This is a genomic window from Streptomyces sp. GS7, assembly GCF_009834125.1.
Classification (GTDB): Bacteria; Actinomycetota; Actinomycetes; order Streptomycetales; family Streptomycetaceae; genus Streptomyces.
In genome coordinates this window covers 4,502,633-4,529,056 of the sequence record NZ_CP047146.1, presented here as the reverse complement: position 1 = coordinate 4,529,056, position 26,424 = coordinate 4,502,633, and the positions used below count along the sequence as shown (strand labels likewise).

27 protein-coding genes and 3 pseudogenes are annotated in these 26,424 nt (G+C 68.7%); 16 read left to right on the top strand and 14 right to left on the bottom strand.

Going from position 1 to position 26,424, the window contains the following annotated elements:
* Positions 1-137 precede the first annotated feature (137 nt).
* Entirely contained in the window at positions 138-455 is a 318-nt protein-coding gene (locus GR130_RS20165) for a hypothetical protein (protein ID WP_159506012.1), read from the top strand.
* Positions 456-533: 78 nt separating this feature from the next.
* Here GR130_RS20165 and GR130_RS20160 read toward each other — a convergent pair whose 3' ends face one another.
* On the bottom strand, positions 534-764 hold the full coding sequence (locus GR130_RS20160) for a hypothetical protein (RefSeq protein ID WP_159506011.1): 231 nt from the start codon (positions 762-764) through the stop codon (positions 534-536).
* A gap of 823 nt (positions 765-1,587) precedes the next feature.
* Positions 1,588-1,728 carry a hypothetical protein gene (locus tag GR130_RS20155; RefSeq protein ID WP_159506010.1) on the bottom strand — a complete coding sequence of 47 codons (141 nt, stop codon included), beginning with the start codon at positions 1,726-1,728 and terminating at the stop codon, positions 1,588-1,590.
* On the opposite strand from GR130_RS20155, the gene GR130_RS41925 reads away from it, so the two are divergent.
* Positions 1,661-2,401, top strand: a complete 741-nt coding sequence (locus tag GR130_RS41925; RefSeq protein ID WP_443043771.1) for a glycine-rich domain-containing protein — start codon at positions 1,661-1,663, stop codon at positions 2,399-2,401. The two genes, GR130_RS20155 and GR130_RS41925, sit on opposite strands and share 68 nt — an antisense overlap.
* 303 nt (positions 2,402-2,704) lie before the next feature.
* On the opposite strand, the gene GR130_RS20150 is transcribed toward GR130_RS41925, so the two are convergent.
* Together GR130_RS20150 and GR130_RS20145 are read right to left on the bottom strand one after the other, a co-directional pair.
* Positions 2,705-3,637 carry a hypothetical protein gene (locus tag GR130_RS20150; RefSeq protein ID WP_159506009.1) on the bottom strand — a complete coding sequence of 311 codons (933 nt, stop codon included), beginning with the start codon at positions 3,635-3,637 and terminating at the stop codon, positions 2,705-2,707.
* Between the two features lie 133 nt (positions 3,638-3,770).
* Positions 3,771-4,532 carry a GntR family transcriptional regulator gene (locus GR130_RS20145; protein WP_159506008.1) on the bottom strand — a complete coding sequence of 254 codons (762 nt, stop codon included), beginning with the start codon at positions 4,530-4,532 and terminating at the stop codon, positions 3,771-3,773.
* 242 nt (positions 4,533-4,774) lie between these two features.
* Between GR130_RS20145 and GR130_RS20140 the strand changes: the two genes are divergently transcribed.
* Complete coding sequence (locus tag GR130_RS20140; protein WP_159506007.1) at positions 4,775-5,482, top strand: helix-turn-helix domain-containing protein; 708 nt, start codon at positions 4,775-4,777, stop codon at positions 5,480-5,482.
* Between the two features lie 120 nt (positions 5,483-5,602).
* On the opposite strand, the gene GR130_RS20135 is transcribed toward GR130_RS20140, so the two are convergent.
* Together GR130_RS20135 and GR130_RS20130 are read right to left on the bottom strand one after the other, a co-directional pair.
* Positions 5,603-6,064: a hypothetical protein gene (locus GR130_RS20135; protein ID WP_159506006.1), complete on the bottom strand. Its 462-nt coding sequence runs from the start codon at positions 6,062-6,064 to the stop codon at positions 5,603-5,605.
* Positions 6,065-6,138: 74 nt separating this feature from the next.
* Positions 6,139-6,993 carry a hypothetical protein gene (locus GR130_RS20130; protein ID WP_159506005.1) on the bottom strand — a complete coding sequence of 285 codons (855 nt, stop codon included), beginning with the start codon at positions 6,991-6,993 and terminating at the stop codon, positions 6,139-6,141.
* 166 nt (positions 6,994-7,159) lie between these two features.
* Here GR130_RS20130 and GR130_RS20125 point away from each other — a divergent pair, with 166 nt between their 5' ends.
* Positions 7,160-8,002, top strand: coding sequence for an IS5 family transposase (locus GR130_RS20125; protein ID WP_159506004.1), 843 nt, complete (start codon positions 7,160-7,162; stop codon positions 8,000-8,002).
* Between the two features lie 55 nt (positions 8,003-8,057).
* Here the strand turns inward: GR130_RS20125 and GR130_RS20120 are convergent, their stop codons facing one another.
* A complete protein-coding gene (locus tag GR130_RS20120) occupies positions 8,058-8,522 on the bottom strand; it encodes a MarR family winged helix-turn-helix transcriptional regulator (RefSeq protein WP_159506003.1) in 465 nt (154 codons plus the stop codon).
* A 100-nt stretch (positions 8,523-8,622) separates the two neighbouring features.
* On the opposite strand from GR130_RS20120, the gene GR130_RS40730 reads away from it, so the two are divergent.
* Together GR130_RS40730 and GR130_RS40725 are read left to right on the top strand one after the other, a co-directional pair.
* Positions 8,623-9,045: a hypothetical protein gene (locus GR130_RS40730; protein WP_236573243.1), complete on the top strand. Its 423-nt coding sequence runs from the start codon at positions 8,623-8,625 to the stop codon at positions 9,043-9,045.
* Positions 9,046-9,855, top strand: coding sequence for an alpha/beta hydrolase (locus tag GR130_RS40725; protein WP_328707596.1), 810 nt, complete (start codon positions 9,046-9,048; stop codon positions 9,853-9,855). It begins immediately after the preceding gene.
* A gap of 153 nt (positions 9,856-10,008) precedes the next feature.
* Here GR130_RS40725 and GR130_RS20110 read toward each other — a convergent pair whose 3' ends face one another.
* A complete protein-coding gene (locus GR130_RS20110) occupies positions 10,009-10,347 on the bottom strand; it encodes a hypothetical protein (RefSeq protein ID WP_159506002.1) in 339 nt (112 codons plus the stop codon).
* A 318-nt stretch (positions 10,348-10,665) separates the two neighbouring features.
* On the opposite strand from GR130_RS20110, the pseudogene GR130_RS40720 reads away from it, so the two are divergent.
* From GR130_RS40720 to GR130_RS20085, 6 genes and pseudogenes are all read left to right on the top strand, one after another.
* A pseudogene (locus GR130_RS40720) lies at positions 10,666-10,880 on the top strand (NF041680 family putative transposase); the annotation flags it as partial.
* Positions 10,881-11,886: 1,006 nt separating this feature from the next.
* Positions 11,887-12,357, top strand: coding sequence for a helix-turn-helix domain-containing protein (locus GR130_RS20105; protein WP_268977972.1), 471 nt, complete (start codon positions 11,887-11,889; stop codon positions 12,355-12,357).
* Positions 12,245-12,553: a helix-turn-helix domain-containing protein gene (locus GR130_RS41920; RefSeq protein ID WP_443043770.1), complete on the top strand. Its 309-nt coding sequence runs from the start codon at positions 12,245-12,247 to the stop codon at positions 12,551-12,553. Before GR130_RS20105 ends, GR130_RS41920 begins: the two co-directional genes overlap by 113 nt.
* A gap of 851 nt (positions 12,554-13,404) precedes the next feature.
* Positions 13,405-13,842, top strand: a complete 438-nt coding sequence (locus GR130_RS20095; RefSeq protein WP_236573234.1) for a nucleotidyltransferase domain-containing protein — start codon at positions 13,405-13,407, stop codon at positions 13,840-13,842.
* Positions 13,843-15,625: 1,783 nt separating this feature from the next.
* A pseudogene (locus GR130_RS20090) lies at positions 15,626-16,454 on the top strand (LLM class F420-dependent oxidoreductase).
* Positions 16,455-16,564: 110 nt separating this feature from the next.
* Complete coding sequence (locus GR130_RS20085; protein ID WP_236573233.1) at positions 16,565-16,693, top strand: PmrA; 129 nt, start codon at positions 16,565-16,567, stop codon at positions 16,691-16,693.
* A gap of 245 nt (positions 16,694-16,938) precedes the next feature.
* Here the strand turns inward: GR130_RS20085 and GR130_RS20080 are convergent, their stop codons facing one another.
* Positions 16,939-17,820, bottom strand: a complete 882-nt coding sequence (locus GR130_RS20080; protein ID WP_159505998.1) for an SDR family oxidoreductase — start codon at positions 17,818-17,820, stop codon at positions 16,939-16,941.
* An 86-nt stretch (positions 17,821-17,906) separates the two neighbouring features.
* Between GR130_RS20080 and GR130_RS20075 the strand changes: the two genes are divergently transcribed.
* Positions 17,907-18,485 carry a TetR/AcrR family transcriptional regulator gene (locus GR130_RS20075; protein ID WP_159505997.1) on the top strand — a complete coding sequence of 193 codons (579 nt, stop codon included), beginning with the start codon at positions 17,907-17,909 and terminating at the stop codon, positions 18,483-18,485.
* An 872-nt stretch (positions 18,486-19,357) separates the two neighbouring features.
* Here GR130_RS20075 and GR130_RS20070 read toward each other — a convergent pair.
* The gene (locus tag GR130_RS20070; RefSeq protein WP_159505996.1) at positions 19,358-20,251 is read right to left on the bottom strand and encodes a LysR family transcriptional regulator; all 894 of its coding nucleotides are present in this window, start codon (positions 20,249-20,251) and stop codon (positions 19,358-19,360) included.
* Positions 20,252-20,353: 102 nt separating this feature from the next.
* Here GR130_RS20070 and GR130_RS20065 point away from each other — a divergent pair, with 102 nt between their 5' ends.
* Together GR130_RS20065 and GR130_RS20060 are read left to right on the top strand one after the other, a co-directional pair.
* The gene (locus tag GR130_RS20065) at positions 20,354-21,487 is read left to right on the top strand and encodes an alcohol dehydrogenase catalytic domain-containing protein (protein ID WP_201304945.1); all 1,134 of its coding nucleotides are present in this window, start codon (positions 20,354-20,356) and stop codon (positions 21,485-21,487) included.
* A 28-nt stretch (positions 21,488-21,515) separates the two neighbouring features.
* Positions 21,516-22,813, top strand: a pseudogene (locus GR130_RS20060) (IS256 family transposase).
* 78 nt (positions 22,814-22,891) lie between these two features.
* On the opposite strand, the gene GR130_RS20055 reads toward GR130_RS20060, so the two are convergent.
* From GR130_RS20055 to GR130_RS20040, 4 genes are all read right to left on the bottom strand, one after another.
* Positions 22,892-23,479 carry a transcriptional regulator gene (locus tag GR130_RS20055; protein WP_159505995.1) on the bottom strand — a complete coding sequence of 196 codons (588 nt, stop codon included), beginning with the start codon at positions 23,477-23,479 and terminating at the stop codon, positions 22,892-22,894.
* Positions 23,479-25,191, bottom strand: coding sequence for a helix-turn-helix domain-containing protein (locus GR130_RS20050; protein WP_159505994.1), 1,713 nt, complete (start codon positions 25,189-25,191; stop codon positions 23,479-23,481). The genes GR130_RS20055 and GR130_RS20050 overlap by 1 nt, the downstream gene beginning before the upstream one ends.
* Before the next feature lie 14 nt (positions 25,192-25,205).
* Positions 25,206-25,589 (bottom strand): hypothetical protein, encoded by a 384-nt coding sequence (locus GR130_RS20045; RefSeq protein WP_236573232.1) that lies wholly within the window; start codon positions 25,587-25,589, stop codon positions 25,206-25,208.
* A gap of 65 nt (positions 25,590-25,654) precedes the next feature.
* The gene (locus GR130_RS20040) at positions 25,655-25,984 is read right to left on the bottom strand and encodes a hypothetical protein (RefSeq protein ID WP_159505993.1); all 330 of its coding nucleotides are present in this window, start codon (positions 25,982-25,984) and stop codon (positions 25,655-25,657) included.
* Positions 25,985-26,144: 160 nt separating this feature from the next.
* Here GR130_RS20040 and GR130_RS20035 point away from each other — a divergent pair, with 160 nt between their 5' ends.
* Positions 26,145-26,324 carry a hypothetical protein gene (locus tag GR130_RS20035; protein WP_159505992.1) on the top strand — a complete coding sequence of 60 codons (180 nt, stop codon included), beginning with the start codon at positions 26,145-26,147 and terminating at the stop codon, positions 26,322-26,324.
* The last annotated feature ends 100 nt before the right edge of the window (positions 26,325-26,424 follow it).

Below are 26,424 nucleotides of genomic sequence, written 5' to 3'. Positions count from 1 at the left end.
CGCGTGATGTCTTGATATACCCTTCCTCCGGGCAAGATCTCCTGATTTATTCGAGTGTGACTACGACAGAGAGGGGAAGGGAAATGGCACCTGAATCAGGGCGAGGCGAAAAGGGGCCGAAGGGGGAGGCCGGGGCTATGGGACCTGTCGACCCCCAGGGTCTCAGCGGGGAGCAGGAGCCGCCTGGACCGGTTCGTGCGGCCTACGGATATGTCGATGGATTCAAAAAAGTGAGTGGGTATGGCTTCACCGTGGAGCTCCACGGTCAAGGTCAGGCCGTACACTACGTCCTCACTTTCGACGATAAACCCCAGGCGGTCACCGTCACCCCGGCCACGAACTGGGGGTTGAGTGCGGGCGTCGATCCCCGGACGGATAAAGAGTTCAATGTTTTTATCGTTGATTGGAATGGAAAAGCCGCTACATGCGCCTTCTTCGTCATCGCCATTATTTAGTGGTATTCACTGAATTGTGATGACACATTCCGGGGCCGCGGCATGACGAAGGCACCGTTCGACATCTGGCGCGCCGAGCTAGCTGGCCTGCACCAGCAGGGCCTTCGCCAGGGTGAGGACGACCGGCGAGACCTTCCCGTCCAGGCGGCGGGCAACTTCCGCGGTCCCTGCCTCTTCGTCCAGGCCCTGAAGGGCTTTCACCGCCCCGGCGGTCATCTCGGTGGCCTTCGCGAGCGCGACCTGGGCCGGACCGCCGTCGTCGATGTTCTTCAGTACGGTGTGGTAGTTGCCGATCAGGGCCTCGGTCATCTCCCGCTCGGCGAGCCGGATCTCCTCCGGGTGACGGCCCGCCAGTTCAAGACTTCAAGATCATCCCGTGGCCCCTTTTGGGCTCACCTCGGCGATGCCCCTACAAGCCACCAGCGATGACGGTTACTCGGCGACGGGCGGGGTGCTCGGTGAGCCCTCCCCCGCTTTGGGTGGCTGACCTCGGTCGAGCCGCAGCGCTCAGTGGACCTGAGGGTCGGTCTTGGTGCGTGTGACGTGCGGTAGGGACGGCGACCGCGCCCGGCGCCGGCCGGGAGGCCGCCCCGCGGCCGAGATCTTTATCTAGGGTTGGGTCCAGTTTCCGCAGGTCAGGCGACCGTTGTTGTTGCAGGCAAGTTAGGCACGTCGCTGCACCGCCGCCGTGCTGCTGTCGGCGTCGGCACCTGCGCCCCACCTTGGTTCGGTCGAACCAAGGTGGGGCCAACTTCGTTTCGGTCGAAACAAAGTTGAGGTGGACGCTGCTCCGTAAGGCCACGAGGATTCGAATGCATCTGTGCGTCGGGGCCGGGACGGACAGCCACACTGACCGGCTCGTCGGGTATGCATGCGCCGGGCAGAGCAGGCCCCGGACTCGGTCCGGCCTCACGACCGCCCTCGACTACCTGCGCGACGGCGACATGCTCTGCGTCCAGGAAGTCGACCGCCGCGGACGGGGTCGTCGTTTGTGAGAGCCACGCGAACCGTGCGGACAGCGGCTGGATGCGGCGCCATCGAACGTCGTTCCCGGGCGAGTGAATCCCCGGCCGCGGCCGGTTGGACGCGGTGGATGAGGGAGAGGAGGCGGAGTGGTCTGTTCTGATGATGATCAGGGGGTTTTCATGAGGCTGCTCTTTCCCGCGCGGTTGAGGTGCGCGGTGCTGGTGGTCGTGGCGACGGCGGTGCCGTTGCTGGCGGTGCCGGGCTCGGCGTCGGCGGCACTGGCCCCGGTCGACCAGGCGTTCACCACCCCTGGCCGGTACGAGTTCACCGTGCCGCAGGGCGTCACCAGCCTTCACGTGCAAGCCCTGGGCGGGGGTGGCGGGGGCGGGGGCGGGGGCGGCAACAATGACGGCCGCCTCAGTGGTGCCGGCGGCGGGGGTGGCAGCAGCGGGGGCGCGGTGTCGTGCACTGCCACTGTCAAGGGCGGAGACAAACTCACCGTCGTCGTGGGCAACGGAGGCGCGGGAGGCGAGGGCGGAACGGGCAAGTACCACAACGGCAAACCCGGCAAGGACGGAAGCGACTCCGGTGTTGCGGACATGGAGCATTGGCGTCTTCTGGCCGATGCCCGGCACGGGCTGCCAGGGCGGGGCGGTGAGGCGTCAGGAACGTGGGAAAGCGGTTACGGAGGAGCCGGTGGGGCAAGCAACCGCACGCACCTCGTCTGCCAGCGCTCCGGCAGGGTCCTCGAAACAGGCGAGGCCGGTACACGCGGTCACGATGCCCGCATCAACGACCCGGGACAGGGCGGTGCGGGAGGCTACCTTTCGAAGTACCCGAAGCCCTGCCTCTTCGCGGGAGCCGGAGGCGGCGGCGGCCGCGGAGCGGGCAACTCCGGCGGAGGGGACCCCCACCAGAGGCCGTCCGAACCGGGCCGCGACGGAAAGTCTGGCTGCGTGGTGCTGACCTACACCCCCTAAGAGTCGCACCACCGGGATCCCGCTGTGCTCTCCCGCCCGGCACGTCGATTCCGGACGGGAGGCCAACCGGAAAGGTTCTGTCCTCCTCCCGGCGGCCAGGAGGCTGCGGAAGAGGTGCAACCGTGGCAACGGCCGGACGCCGATCCTCGGCCCGTAGCTGGGCGCTGCGCGGAAGATACCCAGTCCGGTGACCTTGTTCCGATCGGAGCGAGGTCACCGGACTTCTTTCGGTCCCGAAAGGAGTCGGGGAGGCTGTGATGTCACGTACGTGCCCAACTTGCCTGCACTTCCCGCTGACACCCGTCAGGCACGGGCTCCTGGAGCACCTTGCCGAACTTGCCTGACACTCAATCCGCCATCGCCGGGACGGAGCAGCCGAGGCCCACTCGCCGCTCCTTCTCGGCCGCCCACCTCGACTGCCCCTCTTCGGCTTACCTCGGTGTGGAGAGCCTGCGAGGCGTCGGCCCGCTGGGTGCGCCGCAGCGACTCGTAGAGGACGCCGCGGAGATGTCCTTGGTAGAGGAGGTGCGCCTCGCCTGGGCAGGGTGGGCACAGGGTGATGTAGCCGTTCGCGGTGGGCGTCCGCCAGGCGAGGTGCGGTCCTTGGGCCCCGCAGGCCGAGCAGGTGCGGGCCTTGTCGATCAGGTCGTCTTCCAGACGCTCCCAACGGTCCAGGAGCTCCATGTAGGCGCGCGGCAGAAGCCAGTGTGTGCCGGACCACGTCAGCAGCCGGCTCGGTTTGGTGCCGGCGATGTTCTGCATGAAGGGGGTGTCGCTGCGGGTCTGGATGAACTCGGTCATCGTCAGTCCGCCGGGCAGGCCGTTGTCCCCGAGTTTCTTCCAGGAATGCCAGTTCTCGTCGTACGGGCGTTCTTCCCGGAAGGCTTTGAGGCGGGCGGCGTCGAACATCAAGGACACCAGCTGGCGGCGCCAGTCCGGGCGGTACCACTCCTCCGGGCTGACGTCGTCGCGGTAGTCGGGCAGGTGGGTCTCTGCGAGGTCATCGAGGTCGACGGGGAGTTCGGCTAAGGCTCGTCCGGCGCGGCGCACGTCACGCTCGTCGTACGTCCAGCGCGACTTGTGCTTGTAGGCGCGCAGCGCGACGTCGCCGATGACCGTATGGCCGTGGTGGCGCAGGACGTCGGTGCGCAGCAGGACGTCTGGGTCCAAGGGGAGGGCGCAGTTGCGGGTGAGGTCCACGAATGTTGCGTGGGCTGATTTCGGGCTGATGAGCATGGGCGGATGGTGGCAGCGGGGTCTGACATCAGCGGCGCGCTGGCCGTACGCGCAAGCGGTGATTCGCACTGGTGACCCGAGGGGGGTACGTACCGCTGTGAACAGGTCACCCTCACTCCACAGGGACAGGGCTTCAGTTGGGCAATACGGCGGAGGGGTGGCGGGTGATGGAGTAGCCGATCTCGAAGGTGTCCGCGGGCATGCGCGTGTCGTTGACCTCCAGCACCGTTCCATCCGGGCTCTTGGTTGTCCGCACGATGCGCAGGAGTGGGATGCCCTTGGGCAGGCCGAGGCGTTCGGCCTCGGCCGGGGCGGGCATGCGGGCGCCCACGGTTTCCTCCCATGCCAGGGGGCCGTGGCCCATGTTTTCGAGGAGGTCGTAGATGCCGCCGGGGCCGGTGTCGCGTTCGGCGAGTTGTGTCCCGCGGGAGAGGGTGGCGGGCAGGAAGCTGGTGGCCAGTTGCATCGGCTTGCGTGCGGCGACATCGCCCATGATTCGGTCGCGGATCAGGACGTCCTCGCCCGGGGCGGCGCTGAGCAGGACGGCGACGTCGCGGGGAGCCGGGCCCCAGGTGATCGTCGGGGGCTCGAGCGCGTTCCAGGGCTGGGCGGTCGGGTCGAAGTAGTAGCCCCGCTCGTCGCGGAACACCTGCCGGCTTCGCGTGAGGCGCTGCTTTACGGGCCTGACGCGGACGGTGGTGCCGCGGCGCCGGCCCACCTCCACCAGGCCCTCGGCTTCCAGCTCGGCGATGGCCGCACGGGCGGTCTGCTTGGCGATCCCGTATTGCTCGGCGATCTCGGTGATCTTCGGCAGCGCCGCGCCTTCGGGATACGTTCCCCGTTCGATGGCCTCTCGCAGCTCCGAGGCGATCTGCCGATAGGCGGGGCTGTTCATGCCGTCCTCCTCATGTGTCACGCGGGATGCATCCCAACACGACTTAGTCCTAGCCCTATTGACGCGCCGGGCGTTCAGCAGAACCATAGTCCTAGTCCTAATGCCCCGTCAGTGACAGATCACCCCTGGGTGTAGTTCCTCCCGGGAAGTCCGTCTTGTTGCGCGGCGGTCGGATCCTTCCCCAAACGTCCTACGCCCTCGCGCGTGCACGCGCCGGGCATCGAAGGAGTCGCCCGGAGCCGGTGACCTCGTTCTACGGCTTCCCGTGCAAGTACCCGGTGGAGGAGGGGATGGACGTCTGCGCGATGCACCGGCGGGCCAAGGCTCACCCGGATACGGACAGCACCTCCTATGCCCTCGCCGCGGTTCGGATGCACGAGGGCTGGGAGGAACTCCGCGCGCGGATCTGGAACTTGGACAAGCGGGCGCTGCAGAGCGAGCGACTGCGCTTGTTCCGAGCGCTCGAGGCGCGGGCCACGCTGAGCGAAGAGGACTACCGCCTGGCAGCGCTGCTCCTGCCCTCCGACGATCCGGCGACGCAGGAGCGTCGCGCACTCGGCCTGCCGGGCCCGAACGACGGTATCGGCGACGGCGCCCGGCTGCGCGGCCTCGGTGTGTTGCTGGCGGCGGCGGAGTCGGCCGCGCTCGGCCTCAACTGGGGGCTTCCGGGACAGGATGGGGCGACCGGCACACCAGCGGAGAAGAAGAAGTCGGGGCCGATGCTCTACTCCGTTGCCGAAGCAGCCGAGCGACTCGACGTCGGAGCCTCATGGCTGCGCACCGAGTCCAGTGCAGGCCGGGTTCCTCACCGGATGATCGGCAGCCGACGGATGTTCAGCGAGGAGGACTTCGAGCAGATCGTCAAGGACGCCTATCAGCACCCGTCGACAGGCAGGACGGCGCACCCCCAGCCCCTTGTTTCCCGGCCGCCGCGTCGAAGCCGACGCTGAATCAAATGAGGCAAGCTGAAGGTCCTGTAGGAACGCGCTCGCAGTTCTCAAGAGCAGAACCTGCCGCTTGTCTCGGGCCTGGGCCTCCACGGGTGCAGCAGAAGGTGACAGTGGCGGTGGTCACGAGGTGGGCCAGCGCGGCCGCCATCCGCTGGAGTGGGCGTCTGGACCGTGCGGACTCCAGCCCTTGGGGAGGTAGGGCTTGAGGTCGTCCGCGTTGAACTCGGGTGGTGGTGGCTTCTTCGGTAGTCGCTGCAGCGGGTCCAGCGAGTCCAGATGCGCGCGTGCCCATTCCAGCCAGTCTCGTGCGCCGGCGAGATCCGGTGCCTCGGGCGTATCGGCATTGGCGATGCGCTGCTCCAACGCTGCGCAATACTCCCGCAGTTCACATGTCTCCCGCCAGCGTGCGGCCTGCTCGCGGAGACGCTCGGCGTGGTAGGCCCGGGTGGCCGCGGTCCGCGCTTCTTTCATGGCTCGTTCCCAGCGGGCCTGGCGCTCGGCCTGCCGGCGTTCTTCCTCGGCCTGACGTGCACGCTCCTCGACGGCGCGGATCTCCAACTCCCGAAGTACGGAGGCGAGCACGTCCTCCACCTGCCAGCGCTTGCGGTCGGCCCAGGAGGACTGCCGGCGTGAGCGGCTGTATCCGATGTCGATCTTCAGCTTCTCGGCGCGGAGCGGGTCGCTGCTTGGGGGAACTCCCGATCAATGATGATCTTGAAGTCGAACTCATCGATGCCGATCCCGAGTTCACCCTCACGCAGGGAGTAGCTCGGGATCGAAGGCTGCCCGAGAGCGGAATAGTAGGGATGGCGCTTCGCACGTTCCGGGACCGGGATCTCGTACACCCGATGTCCGCGGCGCGCGGCTTCCGCTGCCAGCCCCTGCAGGATCCGCAAAGAACGGTGCCGCAAGGCCGCGGGCATGACCAAGCGCTGCCTATCCTCGCGAAGACTCTCGACTACCGGATGCAGCGAGCGCAGTTGCGCTGGGACCGGCACCGGCGGGAGCTGATCGGGAGCGTCGCGCTTACTGTTCGGGTGGGGGCCGTCGACCAGGCGGATCACGAACTCCTTGTCCCTGGAGTAGAGCATCCGTGTGGTCTCGATACGTTTTCCCTCGGGCTCCAGGCCGTGCCGTTTGGCATAGTTGATATCGCGCCGCCATTCGGCGATCTCCTCGTCGCGGGGATGCATGATCGTTACGTGAGGGGCGGAGGAGAGCTGCTCCAGCAGATCGACGGCCTGGTGATGACGCCGCCCTGGTAGCGAGAGCTTCGGCGCCTCAGACTTGGACACCTTGCCGGGCCGGGGCTTCTGAGCAGGCTGCTTTGTGGCATGCGGCTGGGAGTAGGAGGCTGTGGGAGCGGGGCGAGAGCTGGTGTCGCGGTTTGGCGGGGCCGACTCCGACGCATTGTTCGGATGGTCGGGATGGTGGCCGTGCGTGAGGTAGAACAGTCCGGCGGGGGTGATGGTGGCTGTCCAGGTGCCGCGTCGCCGGCTGATGGTGACCAAGCCCCGGTTGGCCAGCGCGTGAGCGGAGCCGCGGTGTCTGGCCTCGGCGGGAGAATCGAGCTTAGAGCTCGCGCAGATAGGCGGCGTGGGGAGCTCCTGGCGACAAGGCGGGCACAGGGTCCGGCGATCATGGAGTTGCGACGCTCTGTGATCACTGGGGGGACCTGTGCCTGTGCTTCCATCATGGCTGACTGACCCGCTCTGGGACCAATTCGCGGCGCTGCTGCCCGAGCGCCCTACGGTCGATCCGTCCCACCCGCTGGGGTGCCACCGCCGCCGTATCAGCGACCGGATCGTGTTTGACAAGCTGCTGCAGCTCCTGCGGTTCGGCTGCTCCTACCAGGCGATCTCCGACACGACCTGCTCGGCGACCACCATCCGCAATCGTCGCGACGAGTGGAGCTGGCTTGGCGTCTTCGCCCGGCTCAAGCAGTTCGCGCTGGAGTCCTACGACCGGATCGTGGGGCTCGTGCTCGACCAGATCGCCGTCGACGGGTCCATCACCAAGGCCCCCGGTGGCGGCGAGGCCGCCGGGCGCTCACCGGTCGATCACGGCAAGCAGGGCCTGAAACGCTCGGGCATGACGGATGGTTACGGAATCCCGCTCGGCCGGGTCCTGGCCGGAGCGAACCGCCACGACTCGCCGCTGCGCGCGCCGACGCTGGACCTGCTGGACGGCCTCGGGCCGCTGCCCGACGACATCACGGTGCACCTGGACGCCGGCTACGACTCGGACAAGACCCGCGTCGAACTCGCCGCCCGCGACCTGCACGGCCGCATCGCGCACAAAGGTGAGAAGGCGCCGATCCAGGCGAGCCAGCGGTGGCATGTCGAGCGCACGCACGCCTGGCAGAACGCCTTCCACCGCCTTGCCCGCTGCTACGAGCGCCGCGCGACCGTCGTCAACGCCTTCTTCGACCTCGCGGACACGATCATCGCCGTCCGTAGCCTGATCCGCCGAGCCTGGACCACCCACCGCTGGGATACACGTCCTCAATGCCGACCATGAACGGTCGCCCATCTGCACGGCCTTCCAAAGGCGCCCCGGTGCGGCGTGGGGCTGCTCAGAGCTGGTCATAGATCGCCGACAGGTGATCCAGTACCTCGGAGGCCGAGTCCAGGGCCGGGCCGTCCCAGCTGGCCAGGGCGGTGTGCAGGGCTTCGGCCAGTGCCTGCTGGCGCTGGTCGTGCCGCGCTCGTCCGGCGGCGGTGAGGGTGACCAGGACGGAGCGTTTGTCCTCGGAGGCGCGGGTGCGGGTGACATAGCCGGCCGCGACGAGACCGTTGACCAGTTGGGTGGTGGCGGCGCCGGTGGTCTCCGTACCTGCGGCGAGTTGGCGGATGGTCAGCGGGCCCTGCTCGGCCAGGGCGCGTAGCGCGCGGGCGTGGGTGAGGGAGAGAGCACCGGGGGTCCGGGTGGCACGGCCGCGCAGCCGCGCGTCCGCAGCGCTCAGCCGGTAGGCGGCGCGGGCGAGGCGGTCGAGCGCTGCCGCGCGGACGGCATCCGGTCGGGACTCGGACTGGGACATGGGCGGAGGTCTTCCCATCGAGACGGGCGGGTTGACAACAGCCTAGACTAAGTACTTACTAGATAAGTACTTAGCTAATCGCAGCAGAGAAGGGATCCTCGTGACCATCCGTTCGACCGGCCGGAGCTGGACACTGGACATCGCACTCGCCCAGGGCGGCTTCGACGCCCTGCACCCCGAGGCCAAGGGCACCATGGAACTGCTCGGCCACGACCACACCGACTTCGACAAGGTCTTCGCGCTGGTCAAGAGCGGCGCAATGCTGCCCAAGGCATGGGCGACGGTTGCCGCGCAGGCCGAGGAGCGCGCGGCCCACCACGAGAAGAACGGCTTCGCGCGCACCGCCTCCGACCTGTACGAGCGGGCCGCGGTGATGTGGGGCCGCGCCCAGTACTCGATCTTCGACGCCGCCGATCCGCGCAAGGCCGCCTTCCGCGAGCGCACCAACCACTGCGTCGAGCGCCTCGGCGCCCTGCGCGACGGGCGCGTCCGGCGCGTAGTCCTGGACTTCGAGGGCAAGTAGATCTTCGCCCTGCTCCACCTGCCCGCCTCTGCGGTGCAGAACGCGCCCGCGGTGATCCTCGGCCCCGGGATGGACATGATCAAGGAGGACTACATCCACGCCGCCGAGCGGTACTACACCTCACGCGGCATGGTCGCCCTCTCGATCGAGGGCCCTGGCCAAGGCGAGTCCCGCGCCCGTGGCCTGACCGTGGACCTCGGCAACTACGAGCGCGCCATCAGCCTCTACGTAGACCACCTGGCATCTCTGCCCGAGGTCGACCTGACCCGGATCGGCATGTTCGGCATCAGCATGAGCGGCTACTGGGGCTCACGTGCCGCAGCCACGGACCGGCGCCTCGCCGCACTGGCCGCGTTCGAGGCCGTGACCGGCGACTTCCACACCATCTTCGAGCGCGCCCAGCCCACCTTCAAGAACAACTACATGTACATGGCTGGATACGACGACGAGGACGCCTTCGACCGCGATCTCGCCGCCCACATGCCGCTGGGCGACCTCGTCGAACAGATCATCTGCCCGGTCCTCTACGGAATCGGCGAGTTCGACGAACTCACCCCACTCCACCAGGCCCTCGCCTCCTTCGAACGCGTCCGTGCACCAAAGGAACTGCGCGTCTACGAGGACGAATTCCACCCCCTCGGCGGCGTGGCCGCCGAGGTCTTCCGCTTCGGCGCCGAGTGGCTCCAGCGCGCCCTCGACGGCGAACTGACCGAGCCCGGCCGCGACGTCCGCCACTACGTTCACCGCGACGGCCGTACCACCGACGGCACCGCCCACCCCGCCTGGTGGCAGGGCACCAAGCGGTCGTAGGGGGCGAGAGCGATCCACTTCAGCCTCGTGGCAGCGCAGGCACAGGTCCCCAGCGAGCACAGAGCGTGACCCAACTCCGTGATCACGGACCTGTACCTACCCTGCCTTCCCGCCGCCCCTCGACCGCCTATCTGCGTAACTTCTTACACGAAGTCACTGACACGTCCCGAATGACCAGGTTCGAAGCCTGAGGGGGATGGCGTCGAGGGCGGGGATCAGGTCCTGTTCGGTGTAGGCGTGGTAGCGGGCCATGGTGGTGGGCTTGAGGTGCAGTTCCTTCTTGGTGAGCCAGTCCCTCAGGTAGTCGGCGGTGCGCTGCCTGGGGTCGGTGATGACGCACAGGGCCAGGCCCGCGTTGAAACGCTGCAGCGCGATGCTGGCGTGGAGTTCGTCGGGGAAGCCGGCGCGGCGGATGGTGCGGCGGTGGCCGTCGACGGGCGGGGTGTTGACGGCGAAGGCCCAGGTGCTGTGGTGCGGATATGGTGCGGGCATTATGAACTGACTGTTGCATAATAGTGGGCCTTGTCCCCCGCGACGCCAGGGTTCTCGGGCCGCCCGACAACCCGCCCGCCGTTCGGGCTGGTCAGGCCTGTCCAGGGTGGGCAACGCGCAGCGCGGAGCGCCGCAATGCCACCTCAGGCGCCCTGGACCGGCCCGCACCGCCGCACACTCCACAAGCGGCTGGCCACGGTCGACAACGCAGGTGGAGTTCGCTGAAACTCCCACTCCGATGAATGCCGGACCGGGTGGGGCGACGAGTACGCCTGGCCGTTTTCAGAGATCCTCATCAGCACCTACGATCCCAAGGGCGGCCGACCGCCCGAGCACGGCGGCGAGTTCGTCTTCGGCGACCCGGCCACCTGGGGCGCCGAGCAGGCCGTGACCGTCACCAACACCCCGCCTCTACGGAATGGCCACCGCACAGGCACGGGACCGGGCTGCACTCACGGCTGACACGCCAAGCAGCCTGGACCGGCCACGACGGGCCGTTGCCCCTCATCGAGGGCACCGTCATCCGCCTGAACGACAAGCTCAGTCGGTGAATCCGGTGCTGGACACACGTGTGGCCCGGCCACATCGGCCGGGCCACATCTGCGCTGTCCCCAGCTTCGCGCTCTGGTGAGTGCGTGCTGATGAGTTGGTGGGGGTTCCGCTGCAACGGAAGATCCCCTGGTTGTCCCTGGTGCGTCCACAGCAGTACGGATGCGCCGCCCGGGGCTCGCACTGCTAACCAATCTGCGAGCTGACAAGTAAGAGTCTGACTGCCAGGACCGGAACTGTACAGCACCACGCCGCGTAGCTCTTACAGCGCATGAAAAATGACCGCTCTGACCTGCGAAAACTCACCCCTTCCGAAGCAATCTCATGGGATTATTCGCGGCACTCACGCGACAGTCCATAAATAACTGGCGAGAAGCGGAGCACGGACGGTTGTTTATGCCTTGTCGGGGATTTCCGAGATTCTTCTCGCCTTGCACCATGTACCGCCTGACCTGCGAAAACACCACCTGGAACTCTACGGAAGCCGCGCTTCCGGCGAATCCGCGCAATCCCACCGACGGTGCAGCGTGTGACGTGTTTCGTGACGCCGGGTCGGTGTTGACAGGTGTGCTCAGTCCTGCAACTCCGTGCGTATGTACCCCGCGTTGAGGCCAGTAGCGTGAAAACGGCCCTATCTTCCGGCTGCAACCGGGCGGGCCAGTCCACAGCAATCCGTCGCCTCCACTGGAGTCTTAGTGTCCCTGGTCCTTTCAAAGAACTCCGACGCCTCACAGCCCCAGTCCGAGCCCCCGGCTTCGCGTCCCCGCCTGTCCTGGGTCGACCTGGTCCTCCTGGTCGTCGTACTGGGTTCGCTGGTCACCCTCCTCGCCCCTGGGGATCGACCTGGAACGGTCGGTGGCCGTCGTGTGCGTCGCCGGCGTCGTCAGCGTCGAACTGCGGCGCCGCTTCACCCAGTCCTGACGATCCCTGGCCCGGGGCCACCGTGCCCCGGGCCGCGGGCTCGCGAAAGGAGCTGCGGTGGCCCGCCCCATGAACGCCCTGCCCACCGGCGACGGCCACGACCGTCACCTGGTGGACTTCGCCGAGGCCCTGCGCGCGCTGCGCCAACGGGCCTCGCACCCAAGCCTCGCCGAGATGTCCCGGCGCTCCGGCGTCTGCATCGCCTCGCTCTCAGGCGCGCACAACGGCCGCACGCTGCCCACCTGGCGGACGGTGGAGGGATACGTCCGGGCCTGCGGCGCCGATCCCGAGCGGTGGCGCTCCCGGTGGGAGAACCTCCGTCTCACCCAGCACACCGATACCGGCGACAAGCACGCAGCCGTGCTGAAAGAGATGGGCTCGCACCGGCCAGCTCACTCCACCCCAGTGGGTCAAGAGCGAGGCCGAGCTGGCCCGGCTCCTGGATCACATGCGCCGCTTCCGCGGGCTGAGCCTGCGAGACCTTGCACGCCACCGGGGCGGCTTCTCCCACCACACCTACGGCGCCGTTCTTCGCGGTGACCGGCCGATGTCCACCGCCCTGCTCATCGCCTTGCTGGGCGCCTGCAACGTGGATCCGGGCCCCACCGAGCGGTGGGTGTCGATACTGGCCGTTGTGCGACCGTCGGAGGTGGTATTCCGTCGAGTCCTGGCGGAGCGGCCAACCACGCCACTGGCGCCCCTTCGCCATGAACAGCGGCGGAGGCGTGATCAGTGACGGGGGGCGTCGCTTCTACTAGGTCATGAACAGCACAGGCTGAGGGAGAGAGTGAGGCGAACCGCTAGGGAAGGGGGGTGGGTGGTGAGCCAGTCCTGGAGCTCTCGGTGGCGGAACTGGTACGCCACACCAGAGATCCGGAGAAGACCTGCTCCATAGGACCAGTTCAGGAAGGTGCCCAGTTTCCACGGCAGTCGCCGACGGGAGCAGCAAAGGAAGACCAGGAAGCGGCGGCCAGCGCCTCCCGACAAGTAGAGCCCGGCCACAACACCCCACGCGAGCCCAGATACGAGTCCCTGCGTGAGTGCGATCACAAGTCCACGCACGAACCCGCCCATGACTCCGCCCATGAGCACGATCAGGAGCACCATAAAAAACCCGATGAACCCGCCCACGAGCAGACAATGAGCCCGCGCACCAGATCCTCCCGCACGGGGGACCTAGGGTCTGTCGGTGTCGAATCGCTGGTGAGTTCTGTGAGCCCTCCCCCTCCCCGAACGCCATGGTGAGCATAGCCATAAGCCCTAACAGGGGACCGACCACGAGACCGATCATGAGGCGGGTCATGAGCCCGAATACGAGCGCGCCCACGGCGCCCATGATGAAACCCAAAGACGAGGTCTTCCCTCACTAGTTGGCGGCGGGCGGCAGGGCTGCGCAGTCGCCTGAGTTGGATCCCGCTGGGAGCGGAAAACACTGACGCGGCTGGCCTGCCAGACGGCCCATAGTCCGGACAGTGCCGCCATGCTCGTGAAGACCGGGCTAGACAACCAAGCCGTAGGGGACGGTCGGATTCGGTTGGGAGTGCTGAGGACGATTGGTGTGACGCGGGGCAGACTACGGTGTGCGTTATGGCGAGAGAGACCGATCGTGCCGCCCTGGCCGCCGAGGTGTGCCTCGCGCTGAAGAGGTGTTGCCCGGGCTCAAGTACGGCGCTGATCGGCTCGCTGGCGTCAGGTACTGCGGACGCCTTCAGCGACATCGACGTCGCGTGGGTCGTGCCGGACGCGCAGTTCCCGGACTGTCTGGCCCGCGTGGTGGAGGCATTGGGTGAGGTTCGGCCGGTCGACGACGTCCGCAGTGACCCGGACTTTCACCGTTCCGACCGCCGCCGCTTGCTGTTCGTCCGCTTCGTGGGGGTGCCGCTGTTCTGGCGGCTTGATCTGGATGTCCGCACCGCATCGGTCGCGGATGACCTGCACTACGACGCGGGGAATCCGCGGCGCGCGCCCGTGAGGGTGAGTGGTCACGGCCGGCCAGTGCCCTGGCCAATGCCGTCGGCGCGGTAAAAAGCGGTGGCTCGGCAACGGGACGACGAGGCCCGCGGTCTGCTGGACCGGGGGTTCGCCCGAAATCGGTGAGGACGACCGGGCCACCGGCGCCTGGGGGAACGACGTGGCCCGGCTCGCACCGGGCCGCCGCACTGCGCGATTCCTCCCTGTCGGACCTGTCCGCCCAGGTCACCGCGCTCGCGGCCCGGCATCTTGGCAGCAAACGGCACCTGACACGCGGGATCTCCTCAGCACCGGGCATTGGTGGTGTCCTGGCCGTCACGATGCGATGGAGGGCGGTCGGATGCCCCACCGGATGCCTTTCCTCGCCGCGGACACGGGCGCGTTCCCTGCGCTGGGCGACCAGGACGTCGGGGTGGCGGGCGTTGGCGTTGCGCCAGTGCAGGTAGCGGTGCAACTTCCGGGTCTGGACAGTGTGGTGGGGATGATCCGAGTTGGCGAGGGTGAACTGCCGCAGCGGCACGAAGTGCGACTCGACCGGATTCGCCCAGGAGGCGTTCGTCGGGGTGAAGCACAGCTCGACCTTGTTCTTCGCCGCCCAGCGGCGGATTCTTCGCTCCGGTGTGGGCGGACAGGCTGTCCAAGATCACGTAGACGGGGACGCCGTCCTGACGGGCCGCCCCGGATGCTCTTGAGCGCGGCCAAGGTCGGCCGGTGCCCCTGCGGCGCCGGTTGACGACCCCAGAGAGTGTCGTCGCCGACCGAGTAGCAGCCGTGGAAATACGTCACCCCGTGGGTGCGGTGAAAGGTCGCCGGCAACCGGTCCGGCTTGCCCTGCTGCGCCCCAGCACGACCCGGCCGTCGGACGGATGCCCAAAGGACCGAACTCATCGAAGGCGAAAGTCCGTTCCGGGCGCTCGTTGCTCGCGTACTCGATCCGTTCCAGCTTGGCATCGCAGTCCGGATCCGTGGACACCTTCCAGGTCTTGGTCCGCTGGAACGTGATCCCGCGGCGGACCAACAGCGTCCGCAGGGCCTCGCGCCCGATGTGTATCGGACGGGCGACGTTGCGGCGCAGATGGTCGGCGAGTTTCCGGATCGACCAGCGGGTGAAGGGCTTGCCCAGCTTCGTCGGGCGGGTGCTGGCCGTCTGGACGACGAACCTCCTCGTCGGTCATCGCCGAGCAGGCGGGGACGGCCTCCCGCCCACGGAGAGTCCCAGACAGGCCAGCCCGCTCTCGTTGAACTTGTGGGATCAGGTCGCGGACACTGTCCTCGTCCGCCTGAACAAGCCTCGCGATGACCGGAACGCTGTTGCCGCCCGCCGGGGCCAGCAGCATCATCGCCCGCCGGAACCGCACCGTACGCGTACTGCCCCACCGTACGATCCGCCGCAGCCCCTGCCCCTCCTGCTCGGTCAGCCTGCGAACCCTGACCCGCCCCGCCATCCCGCCTCCGTGCGCTGATCGGACGTGTCGTCACATCCAACTCTCCCAAAGACCACGAACACCACCCCGGCGAACCTATGCGGTCACAGCACCAGCGGCGTCGGCTTCACTTGCGTGCGAGCAGAGCACGCCGGGCTGAAACGTCCGTTTCCCGGGGGCTGATCGGCCGGTATCCCCGATGATGAAGACCGCGAGCGCACCGGATCAAGCAACGCTGGGGAGTACGCACATGGCGGTGGAGGCCGGGACGCAGCAGGAGGCGCGCGTGGCAGGGCGGGTGTGGACGGTGCGCCTGGCCCCCCACGGCCGCCCGTCCGCCGGCGCGGTGAAACTCTCCTGCTCCCGCCCGGCCTGCGCCGAGCACCGCGGGCCCAGCGGCACTCTGGAAGACCATTTCCGCGAGCCGCGTCGAACTGCGCTCGCAGGACCCGGCCCAACGCGGCGAACTGGACGAGGCCACGGCCGAGCTGGAGGAACTCGGGTACGGCGCCATCTGGCTCGGTAACAACAGCACCGCCGACCATGCCGCCCCGTTGATCGGGACGACGCGCCGCATCCTCGTCGGCACCAGCATGCTGAACATCTGGCAGCAGGAGGCCGCCACGACCGCGGCCGGCTTCGCCAAGGTGGCATCGGCGCACCCCGGCCGCTACCTGGTGGGTCTCGGCGTGAGCCACGGCCCGCTGGTGAAGGACTACAGCCGCCCGTACGCGGCGATGACCGGCTACCTCGACGAGCTGGACGAGGTCGGCGTCGCCGCCGACAGCAGGGGCTGGCCGCGCTGGGCCCGAAGATGCTGAAGCTGTCCGGCGAGCGGGCGGCCGGCGCCATCCCCTACCTGGTCACGCCCGAACACACCGCCCAGGCTCGCGAGATCCTCGGCGAGGGCCCGCTGCTCGCCCCGGTGCTGAAGGTGGTTATGGAGACCGACCCGGCCCGGGCCCGCGCGCTGGCCCGCGACGCCCTCGCCATGTACCTCACGCTGCCGAACTACACCAACACCTTCTGCGGCACGGCTTCACCGAGGCCGACCTGACCGAGCGGCAGCGACCGCCTGATCGACGCGGTCTTCGCCTGGGGCGACGAGGACCGCATCCGCGACCGCATCGACACCTTCCATCAGGCAGGCGAGGACCACGTGGCCCCCAGGTGCTCACCGGCACCCACAGGGACAAGCTCCCGAGGGAGGAATGGCGCAGGCTCGCTTCTCTATTGGGATAACGGCCTCGTACTGGTGCGCTCGCGTATTCAACTGTCGCCGGTTCCCCGACGAGCCCAACGCGCTGATGACCTTGCGTGGCCATCGCGGGGATGGAGAGGCAGCGTCGGCAGTGGTGGCTCTCCTGGCCCGCTCCCGACACGCCTCCGTGCGGTCCCTGGAGCGATACGCCCGTCCCGGCGTCGACGCGGTCGCCCAGCACGTCGCCGAGCACGACCCCGCCGTTCGGTGGAACCGCTGACGGGCTTCAGGGTCGTTCCGCGGCGGGCTTTACAGCCACCTTGGTTGGGCCCCGAGGGGAATGATCAACCCAGGGCTGTTCCTCACGACCGGCCGGGGTCGCCACCGACACCGCAGGTCAACGACAAGCTCAGACGGGCGCGGGACATTGCCGTGCCGAGACGGTCGACCGCGAGTGACGTAGGTGAGGGGTGAGGGTCTGCCGTTGTCGGCGCGTGCGTCGTAAGCGGGCGTCCCGGTCGCTGGTCAGGGCTGGATGTTCTCCAGGTCCTCCAGGAGGCCGGGGTGTTGCGGCTCCCAGCCGAGGGTCTGCCGGGTATGGGTGCTGGACGAGGGCTGGTCGGTCGCGAAGATCGGGCCGAGAGGGCCGTACGTCTGCGACGGCACCGGCTCGACCGGCAGGCCCAGCCGTCGGCCGATGACCGCGGCGATGTCCCGCACCCGGTCTCCCTCGTCGGCCACGGCGTGCCAGACGCTGCCGGCTTGTGCCTGTTCCAGGGCGAGTCGGAGGAGGACTGCCGCGTCGAGCGCGTGGACGGCCGGCCAGCGCTGTGTGCCGTCGCCCGGGTAGCCGGACACCCCGCTCCGGCGTGCGATGTCGGTCAGCAGGCCGGCGAACCCGCCCGCGCCCTGGTTGTGGACCGTGCGCGGCAGGCGTACGGCCGTGCTCCGGACCCCGCGCGCGGCAAGGTCCAGGACGGCTGTGACCGTGCGGCCGCGGCCGCCGACCGGTCCGTCGGTCGGCACCGGGTCGGCCTCGGTGGAGGTGCGGCCCGGGGCCTGGGGCGTACCCGAGACGGTCACGAAGGGGCGGTTGCTGCCGACGAGTTCCTCGCCGAGGGCCGCGAGGGCGGTGCTCTCCTCGGCGATGTTCTTCGCGAGGGCCTCGGGGCTGCTGAAGTCATTGCCGAACGCCAGGTGGACGACCCCGTCGGCTTGAGTGACGCCGGCTCGGAGGACGTCCAGATCGGCGAGGGCTCCGCGGAGCGGCTCGGCGCCGGCAGCCTCGGCGGCGAGTGCGGACGCGTCGGAACGGGCGAGTGCGAGGACGGTGTGGCCGTTGCCGAGCAGTTCGGCGACGACGGTGGACCCGATCAGACCGGTGGCACCGGTGACGAAGACACGCATGGAGATCCCCCCCAAGTGATGGGACTCTTGTCCCGTCACACGCTACCAGGTGACGGGACAAGAGTCCCATCACATATGCTGACCCCATGAGTAGGTGGGAACCAGGCGCACGCGAACGCCTCGTCGTGGCCGCAGTCGACCTGTTCACCGAGCAGGGATACGACGCCACGACGGTCGCGCAGATCGCCGAGCGGGCCGGGGTCACCAAGAGCACCTTCTTCCGACACTTCCCCGACAAGCGCGAGCTGCTGGTGGCCGGACAGGAGACGCTGAGCCGGCTGCTCACCGAGGGGATCGCCGAAGCCCCCGACCGCGCCACCCCGCTACAGGCGGTCGCCGCCGGTCTTGAACGCGCGTCGAGCGCGATGGGCCCCATGAACCGCGAGCTCGCCCCGCGCCTGAAAGCGGCCGTCGCCGCCAGCGCCGAGCTGCAAGAGCGTGACGCCCTCAAGACCGTCAGCCTCGCCGCCGCGATGACGGCCGCCCTGGTCGCCCGCGGCCTGCCCGACCCCACCGCGGCCCTCGCGAGCGAGCTGGGCGTCCTCGCCTTCAAGCGCGGGTTCGCCCAATGGTCCGAGGGCGACCGTGACGGCAAGGACGAACTCGCCGGATACGTCCTGGCGGCCCTGGACGAGCTGCGTGCAGTGAGCGCATCGCTGGGCTGATCCGACAGATCCACCCGCTCATCGACTGGTTGCGCATCGACCCCTCGCTCGCCAGACCCGCCGACGGACGCGGCTCCGCCGCAGCCTGCTCACGTACGGCTTGACCGGTGGGCTCGCGTATTCAACTGTTGCCGGTTCCCCGAGGAGCCCAGCCCGCTGATGACCTTCCGTGATCCCCTGGGCCGTATCGGCTCCATGTTCCGCCGGTCTCGTTGCGGAGCCTGGTGGTGGTCTTGTCGTGGTAGCCGAGAGCGTCCGCGACGACGGGGGCTGGCAGTTCGAGTAGCTGCTGGCGGTGGAGGAGCCGCGGGCGGCTGCGGCCGGGATCCCGACCTCGTTCAGGAGGGCGGACAGGTGGTCGGGGCGGGACGGCTGGTCCGCCCGGCGGCCGGGGAAGAGCCAGCGGGATGCCGGGTTGGTGGCGGTGTTCATGTTGTCGCGGTTGGCGATGTGCTCCAGCAGCAGGGCAGCGACCGGTGCGGGGACGGGCGAGAGTGGCTCGCCGAGCCGTAGCGGCACGGTGTCGCCGTCGCGGATGACGTCGTCGAGGGTGAGTCGGACGATGCGGCTCACGGGCTGTGCGCAGAGGAGCAGGAGGACTCCGGCGACTCGGAGCCGCATCGGTATCTCCGTGTCGGTCAGCAGTCGGCTGGCTTTCTTCACGAGTTGTGAAGTCAGTTGTTCAGGGGTTTGGGCGGGGCCCAGATCCACAGTCTGGTGATGTTCACGAGTTTCGACGTCACCGCGGTACTTGCTCGGGCAGCAGCCGGGTGCTCCTGGTGGAAGGGGCCCCGGCGAGTGCTGAGGTCCGCGTGATGGTGTGCGCTCTTGGTGGGCTACGGCAGCGAATCCGACGTTCCCGGCAGCACGTATCAGGCAGTTGAGGTGATCGCTCGGGTGACGGCCGTGATCGCCGGGGTGGGGCGGCCGGGCAGGCGCGCCACGAGAACCCGGCGGATCTCGGGAGGCGCGCCTTCGACGTGCAGCAGGCTCACCCCGGGCGGCAGCACCGGCGAGAGCCGGGAGGGCACCGTCGTCATCCCGAAGCCGCCGGCGACCAGTTGAAGCTTCGTCAGCCAGTCGCGCGCGCAGTGGACGATGCGCGGCCGTCCGGGCAGGCCGGGCCAGACGCCGAGCAGTGGCTCGGAGTTCGACGCCGGGGTGGCGATCCACGCGGCGTCGACCAGTTCGTCGACGTGCACGGTGGTGCGGCCGGCGAACTCTCCGGTCGAAGGCGCCGCCACGACGAGCTCGGTGTCCGTGACGGTCTCGACGTGCAGGCGCGGTGACTCGCCGTCCAAGGGCCGGTGGGGCGGGCGGGACGTCAGCACGGCGAGGTCGATCGAGCCCGCGCGCAGCGCCCGGATCAGGGTGGGCGTGGTGCCCTCGGTCGTGGTGACCGTGATCTGTGGGTCGGTCGCCGCGAGGCGGGCGAGTGCGGGAGGCAGGATGGCCGCGCCCGCGCTCAGGAACAGTCCGAGCCGCACCAGTTCGGTCCGCACAACGGCGCCGGTGAGGTCCCGCTCGGCCGCCGTGAGGCAGTCCAGGATCGTGCGAGCGTGGCGCAGCAGGGTCAGACCCGCCGGGGTGAGCCGCACCCCGTCGGGACGGCGTTCGAACAGGGCAGTGCCCGCGCTCCGTTCGAGGGAGGCGGCCTGGCGCGAGACCGCCGACTGCGTGTAGCCGAGCCGGGCGGCTGCGGCGGTGAAGCTGCCGGACTCCGCGATCTGCCGCAGGACCCGTAGGCCCGCACTGGAGATATCCATGCGGCAAACGCATACCACAGATGCGAGAACGTCGCTTCCCGCATGGTCGCCGAACTCCTAGTGTCGATCGCGACGGACACGGACGAACATGGAGGTCATCACGTGCGAGCAGCGGTACTGACGCGGTTCGGCGCCCCGCTGACGGTGCGGGAGGTGCCCGACCCCGGATCCGGCGGCGGCGAGGTGGTGGTCGAGGTGCTCGCCGCCTTCGTGCCCCCGTACGCGGCCGAGGTCTTCAGCGGCGCGCGGAACTACCCCCTGGTCCCTCCCGTCGTGCCCGGTGTCGGCGGCGTGGGACGGATCGTCCAGGTCGGCCCGGACGCCACCCGGCTGCGCGTCGGCGACCTGGTGTGGTGCGACTCCACGGTGCGCTCGCGGGACGACGCCCTGACGCCCGACATCACGCTCCAGGGCTGGAGCTCCCGCGGCGAGGGCGGAGCGCGGCTCGCCCGGTACCTGCACGACGGATCGTTCGCCGAACTCATGCGGGTCCCGACGGAGAACGTCTTCCAGCTGCCCGCCGCCGCGGTGGAGGACCCGGCCCGCTGGGCCTCGCTCGGCGTGCACGTCATCCCTTACGGCGGGCTGCTGGCCGGCGGGCTCGCAGCCGGTGAGACGCTGCTCGTCAGTGGGGCCACCGGCAACCTCGGCAGCAGTGCGGTCGCGGTCGCGCTCGCGATGGGGGCGGGCCGCATGGTCGCCCCGGGCCGCAACCGGGTCGCGCTCGACCTTCTCGCCGACCGGTTCGGTCCGCGCGTGCGCCCGGTGCCGCTGACCGGGGACGTGGCCGGCGACAGCGCGGCGATGTCCGCGGCGGGCGACGGCCCGATCGACATGGTGATCGACCTGCTCCCGCCGAGCGCACCCAGCTCGGCGGCGCGCGCGGCGGCCATGACCGTGCGCGAGTACGGTCGCGTTGTCCTCATGGGCGGCGTCGGCATGCTCGGCGGCGACGACCTCGCGCTCCCGTACCCGTGGATCATGCGCAACTCGATCACCGTGCGCGGCCAGTGGATGTACCCGCGCACAACGAACGTCGGCATCATCCGGCTCCTCGCCTCGGGCGCGCTGGACCTCGCCCCCGAACGGGTCAGGTCGTTCGGCCTCGATGCCGTCAACGACGCCGTTGCGTACGCCGCCTCACATGGCGGCCCGTTCGACCGCACCACCCTTACCCCTGCCCAAGGGCCTCTGGAACCGAATGTGTCTGAAAGATCGTGTAAGTCCGTGATGTGACAGGCTGGCCGAGGCTCAGCCTCGGGCCCTGGCCAGCCGGGACGGACAGAGCGTGACGGACAACGAGAAGACCCCGGCTGTCGAGCCGGTCGAGGACAAGCTGGTGGACGAGGTCGTCGAGCGGCTTATGGACCGCGCCGACGCCTCAGGAGCATCCCTGCTGGGCGAAGGCGGGTTGCTGACCGAGGTCACCCGAGCCGTGCTGGAGCGGGCCCTGGACGTCGAGATGACCGAGCACCTCGGCTACGAGAAGCACGACCCGGCCGGCCGTGGGTCGAGCAACAGCCGCAACGGGACCTCGGCAAAGACCGTGCTCACCGACGCAGGCGCGGTCACGGTCGCCGTACCCCGGGACCGCAACGGCTCGTTCGAGCCGAGGCTGGTACCCAAACACGCACGTCGCCTGGCGGGCTTCAACGAGCAGATCCTCTCGCTGTACGCCCGCGGCATGAGCGTGCGCGACATCCGCTCCCACCTGGCCGGCATGTACGGCGTCGAGGTCTCACCAGACCTGATCAGCAAGGTCACCGATGCGGTCGCCGACGAGCTCGCAGCCTGGCAGAACCGCCCGCTGGATGCGATCTGGCCGATCATCTACATCGACGCGCTGTGGGTGAAGATCCGGTCCGGCTCGGTGTCTCCAAGCCGGTCTACCTCGCTGTCGGCGTCGACCTGGACGGCTGCGAAGACGTGCTCAGCTTGTGAGCCGGCGACGAGGGTGAAGGCGCAACGACCTGGATGACGGTCCTGACCGAACTTCGCAATCGCGGAGTGGAGGACGTGTGCATCGTCGCCTGCGACGGCCTCAAGGGCCTACCAGACGCGGTCACCGCGACCTGGCCCAAGGCCACGGTCCAGACCCGCGTGATCCACTTGATCCGCGCCTCCCTGCGGCCCGCGGCCAAGCAGCACCACGCCAAGCTGATCCCGGAGTCGAAGGCCATCTACACGGCGCCGACCGAGCAGGCCGCCGAGCAGGCCCTTGCCGACTTCACCGCCTCGGAATGGGGCCAGCGTTACCCGGCGATCGTGAAGACCTGGCAGTCCGCGTGGAGCGAGTTCACCCCGTACCTGGCCTTCCCACCGGAGATAAGGAAGGTCTTGTATTCAACGAACCTCATCGAGTCGATCAACGCACGGCTGCGGAAAGCAACCCGCAACCGAGGACACTTCCCCTCCGAACAAGCCGCGTTGAAGGTGCTCTACCTCGCGGTCCGCGAGCTGATCGCCCCCAAAGGACGCGACATCAACCACGTCGCGGCACACTGGAAGCAGGCATGGAACCAGCTCTCACTCTTCTTCGAGGACAGGCTCAATACCAGGTGAACCCCAAGGACTTACACAAAGTCACTGACACGTCCCCGAGCTGAGATTAGGACACGAAATCTGAGACCCTACATGTGGTTAGGCCGCCCAGCCGACGGAAGAGACATAGGTATAGGCGTCCCAGTCAGTGCCAAGGCCGCCTTGGATGATCTCGTCCCAGATCGCTTCGAGTTCTCGCGCGTCGTGCGAGATCCACGCGTCGACGGCCCGGTCCCAGATGGTGCCACGGACGTTGACGGAGCGGGTCTCCACGTCACGGCGGTGGCGGGGGTCTACCTGGGACTGGTCGGCGGGGTCGATCTCGATGCGCGTGCCGCGGCCCCGGTTGGCCAGCCGGCGTTTGAGGTCGGCGACCACGTTCCGGCGCCGCAGGTCCCAGTAGGCGTTGTCGAGGCGGACCAAGTTGGCTTTGCTGGGGGTGCGTTCCTCGGCGAGCCAGGCGATGAGGGTGCGGGGGCGGACGTGGATGCCGGCGCGGTCCATGGCCTCGTAGCCCGCGCCGGATGCGGTGAGGTAGCGCAGGCGGGCCGTCAGGCCGCGCTCGGATGTCACGGGCGATTCGATGCCGGTGACCATCTTGTCGATGCCTTCGGCCACGCAGACCCAGCCGGGCAGCGCCCTGGCACCGTAATGGCCGATCCGGCGCCAGCGGGAATCCAGGGCCATCAGCCGGCCACCTGGCCGACGATGTACTCACCGGACGCCTTGGCGTCGCTGCGCTTGATCTTCATCTGGGCCAGGCCGCGGCCCTCGGCGAAGACCTGCCGCCAATCGCCCGTGATGTGCAGTTCGTCGGTGCCCATCATGGCGATGACCTCCAGGCCGGCCTGGTGGGCCTTGTATGCCTTACCCCAGAGGTTGGCGTAGGCCTGGCTGTGGATGATGTGCATCCAGTCGGGCCGCTGGATCCCGCGGTTGTGGATCGACTCCCCCATCGTCGAGATGAACTTCGAGTACATCGCCTTCACATAGCCCTCGGTGATGGTGTCGCCCTGGGCGAGGGCGGTCTCGCGGGCTGCGGCCAGGACCTTGCGCAGGGCGTCGAGGAAGTTCTCCGTCGCACCCGACGTCCACGACTCGTGAACGGTCGGGGGATCGATCAGCCCGTACTTCGGGCCGGACAGGCGCAGCAGGAGCCGCAACGTGGCGTCCGTGATCCACAGGGCGCCGGGTTCTTCGCGGTCGCCGAGGGGGTCGGGCAGATGCGGGTGGTGCCATTCGGCCGGTGTGACCAGGTGGACGCCGGAGCGCTTCGGATCCACGCCGTCGCTGTCCGCGTGGTGCTCCAACTTCCCGATCGGCAGCCAGCACTTCAGGGCAGAGAGGTAGGCCGCGTTCGCGTCCAGAGCTGTGACGCGAACGTCGCCGGGGGCTTTGAGGGAGTAGCGGGGGTGGTGGAAGTTGGGCCGGGCCTCCCAGATCTGGTCCGGCTCCCGCTTCGAGGGCTTGTGCAGGATCTCCGGCAGGGACGGATAGGCCGTGTACTGGTAGCGGGCGGTCGCACGCGTCTCCTCGAACAGGCCCATCACGTCCGGGATCGCCCGCTTGACCAACGCCTGCAACGCGGCATCCGCATCGCCCTCCGCGCGCTCCAACTCCTCATGGACCGCTTGGACGATCAGACCGTTGGTCTCGGACTCGGCGCGGGCGGAGGACCGGGCCCGACGCTGCGGACGCGACGGTACTCGTGCCGGTGCCGGTGCCGGCGAAAGCCGTTGCGGTGCGACCGCGGCCGGGGAGCCGGCGTGCTGGGGTGCGACGGTAGCCGGAGGCGTAGCAGTGGGGGGTTGGCACATCGCACCGGGGTGCAAGGAGCGCCCGTCGGTGGCCTTGAAAGGGGTCACCACGCCGCAGCGGATGCACGCCTCCGGCTCACCCTGCACCACCAGACCATCGGGACGGTACGCCGTCGGCGGCAACTCAGCGGCAGACGGCAACCGCTGCGGCTGCGGCTGCGGCTGCGGCTGCGGCTGCGGCTGCGGCTGCGGCTGCGGGGCAGCGGACTCGGGGGCGTGCCGGGACGTTTCAGGGCCGGCATGCGGCTGCGGGGATTGCGGCGCCGGTGCAGCGGCACCTTCCTGCCGGGCACGCATCGTCGAAGCCGACGGCGGGACGGGTGCCGGGAAGCGGTGGGCGAGACCGTCGAGCAGTTTGCGGTAGGCCTCCAGGCGCTGCCCCCTGGGCTCGGCGCGGCCTGCCTCCCACGCCCGGATGCTCTGGACCCGTACCCCCAGGGCCTGGGCGACGGCAGCCTCGGTCAGTCCCGCGGCCTCACGCAGACGGACCCGTTCAAAGGGGGCGGGCAGCACCGTGTCGTCGTCGACGGCCTGAAGGAGCGAATCGATGGCGTCGAACAATCCCTGCGGCTGATCGGTCATCTGCTGCTTGTCTCCTACCGGATGCCCTGACGGATCTCTTCGAGGCGGGTGGTCAGCCGCTGGTAGCGCTGCGAGGCAGCCTGGGAGGAGTTGAAACCCTGATGCCGGGAAATCCGCTTCCAGTCCATCCCGCAACGCCGCGCCTCCACCACCACCTGCGTCTCCAACTGATCCAGCGCCACACGCAGCTGATCGAACAGACTCAGCGCCGCGGCCACCTCATCCGCCATGTCCCCCTGACGACCGTCATCTTCCCGCCGGCCGGCGGCAGCCGTCAGTAGCCGACCCAACAGGGCCGCGTCCTGTTCCAGGCGACGAGCGGGAGCACATTCGGCAGGGGAATCGACCACCAGCGCGGACAGCCGCCGACGCGCCACATCCAGAGGGTCTCGCGTCATGCAACCACTCTACCGCACATACACAATGAAACAACAGAAAGTTGTTTTGCTTCACAGTGAATCGGCTAGCTCATCGCGTACCGGAAGACCATCACCGCCGCTCCCCCGGTCAGGACTTCGCAGACACCGCCGCAGGCGGGTACAGCCACGCCGACCTCAGCTACCACCACGGCACCCGTGTCGCTCAGGCCCTCACCCGACAGCAGCCTCGACAGCCGCACGCGCTCCGACCTCAGAGCCACTTCGGCACCCAGGCGCAGTGGCCAGGTGCCGTCAACAGCCTCCCTGGCGTAGCGAGCCCACTCGCCCACAGCCGTGTCGAGTGCTCCGGCGAGCGGCTTCTTGCGGGGCCGGCCGCGCCTCCCCTCCCCCGGCTCTTCGCTCGGTAACGACATCAAAGAAACCCTCGAAATCGCCGCTCAGAGCAGTTGGCGCGGCCTTCGCACAAACTCCCGACCTGCGCATGCTCCCAGACGGCGGCGGCTCGGTAACGGGCAATGCCCCACCTGTGGCCGCCATGAGACATCCCTCGAACCGACCCACTGGAGGCCGACCATGACCACCGCACCGTCCACCCGCAGCCAGGACCGCACACACCGCCCGGCACCGCGCCGGCGCCAGCTGCAACGCAGGCTCTCACGCACCGCACTGGGCGATCTCGTCCGCGGAGCCGCCACCGCCATCCGCACCGCCCTCGCAGGCTGGCTCACCGCCCAGATCTGCGAACACCTGTGAACCCGCGGCGAGGGCTCGGACCATCAGAAGGCAGTCCAGGAAGCACCCGTGACGCTCGATCACCGTGTCCTTGGGCGGCGAACGCGGCCCCGCGGCCTGG

What these genes read in the sequence shown, in the direction of transcription:
- GR130_RS20165 (WP_159506012.1), top strand. Translation starts at nt 138, where the DNA reads ATGGGACCTGTCGACCCCCAGGGTCTCAGCGGGGAGCAGGAGCCGCCT.
- GR130_RS20160 (WP_159506011.1), bottom strand. Translation starts at nt 764, where the DNA reads ATGACCGAGGCCCTGATCGGCAACTACCACACCGTACTGAAGAACATC.
- GR130_RS20150 (WP_159506009.1), bottom strand. Translation starts at nt 3,637, where the DNA reads ATGCTCATCAGCCCGAAATCAGCCCACGCAACATTCGTGGACCTCACC.
- GR130_RS20145 (WP_159506008.1), bottom strand. Translation starts at nt 4,532, where the DNA reads ATGAACAGCCCCGCCTATCGGCAGATCGCCTCGGAGCTGCGAGAGGCC.
- GR130_RS20120 (WP_159506003.1), bottom strand. Translation starts at nt 8,522, where the DNA reads ATGTCCCAGTCCGAGTCCCGACCGGATGCCGTCCGCGCGGCAGCGCTC.
- GR130_RS20110 (WP_159506002.1), bottom strand. Translation starts at nt 10,347, where the DNA reads ATGCCCGCACCATATCCGCACCACAGCACCTGGGCCTTCGCCGTCAAC.
- GR130_RS20105 (WP_268977972.1), top strand. Translation starts at nt 11,887, where the DNA reads ATGAACGCCCTGCCCACCGGCGACGGCCACGACCGTCACCTGGTGGAC.
- GR130_RS20095 (WP_236573234.1), top strand. Translation starts at nt 13,405, where the DNA reads ATGGCGAGAGAGACCGATCGTGCCGCCCTGGCCGCCGAGGTGTGCCTC.
- GR130_RS20080 (WP_159505998.1), bottom strand. Translation starts at nt 17,820, where the DNA reads ATGCGTGTCTTCGTCACCGGTGCCACCGGTCTGATCGGGTCCACCGTC.
- GR130_RS20075 (WP_159505997.1), top strand. Translation starts at nt 17,907, where the DNA reads ATGAGTAGGTGGGAACCAGGCGCACGCGAACGCCTCGTCGTGGCCGCA.
- GR130_RS20070 (WP_159505996.1), bottom strand. Translation starts at nt 20,251, where the DNA reads ATGGATATCTCCAGTGCGGGCCTACGGGTCCTGCGGCAGATCGCGGAG.
- GR130_RS20055 (WP_159505995.1), bottom strand. Translation starts at nt 23,479, where the DNA reads ATGGCCCTGGATTCCCGCTGGCGCCGGATCGGCCATTACGGTGCCAGG.
- GR130_RS20050 (WP_159505994.1), bottom strand. Translation starts at nt 25,191, where the DNA reads ATGACCGATCAGCCGCAGGGATTGTTCGACGCCATCGATTCGCTCCTT.
- GR130_RS20045 (WP_236573232.1), bottom strand. Translation starts at nt 25,589, where the DNA reads ATGACGCGAGACCCTCTGGATGTGGCGCGTCGGCGGCTGTCCGCGCTG.
- GR130_RS20040 (WP_159505993.1), bottom strand. Translation starts at nt 25,984, where the DNA reads ATGTCGTTACCGAGCGAAGAGCCGGGGGAGGGGAGGCGCGGCCGGCCC.
- GR130_RS20035 (WP_159505992.1), top strand. Translation starts at nt 26,145, where the DNA reads ATGACCACCGCACCGTCCACCCGCAGCCAGGACCGCACACACCGCCCG.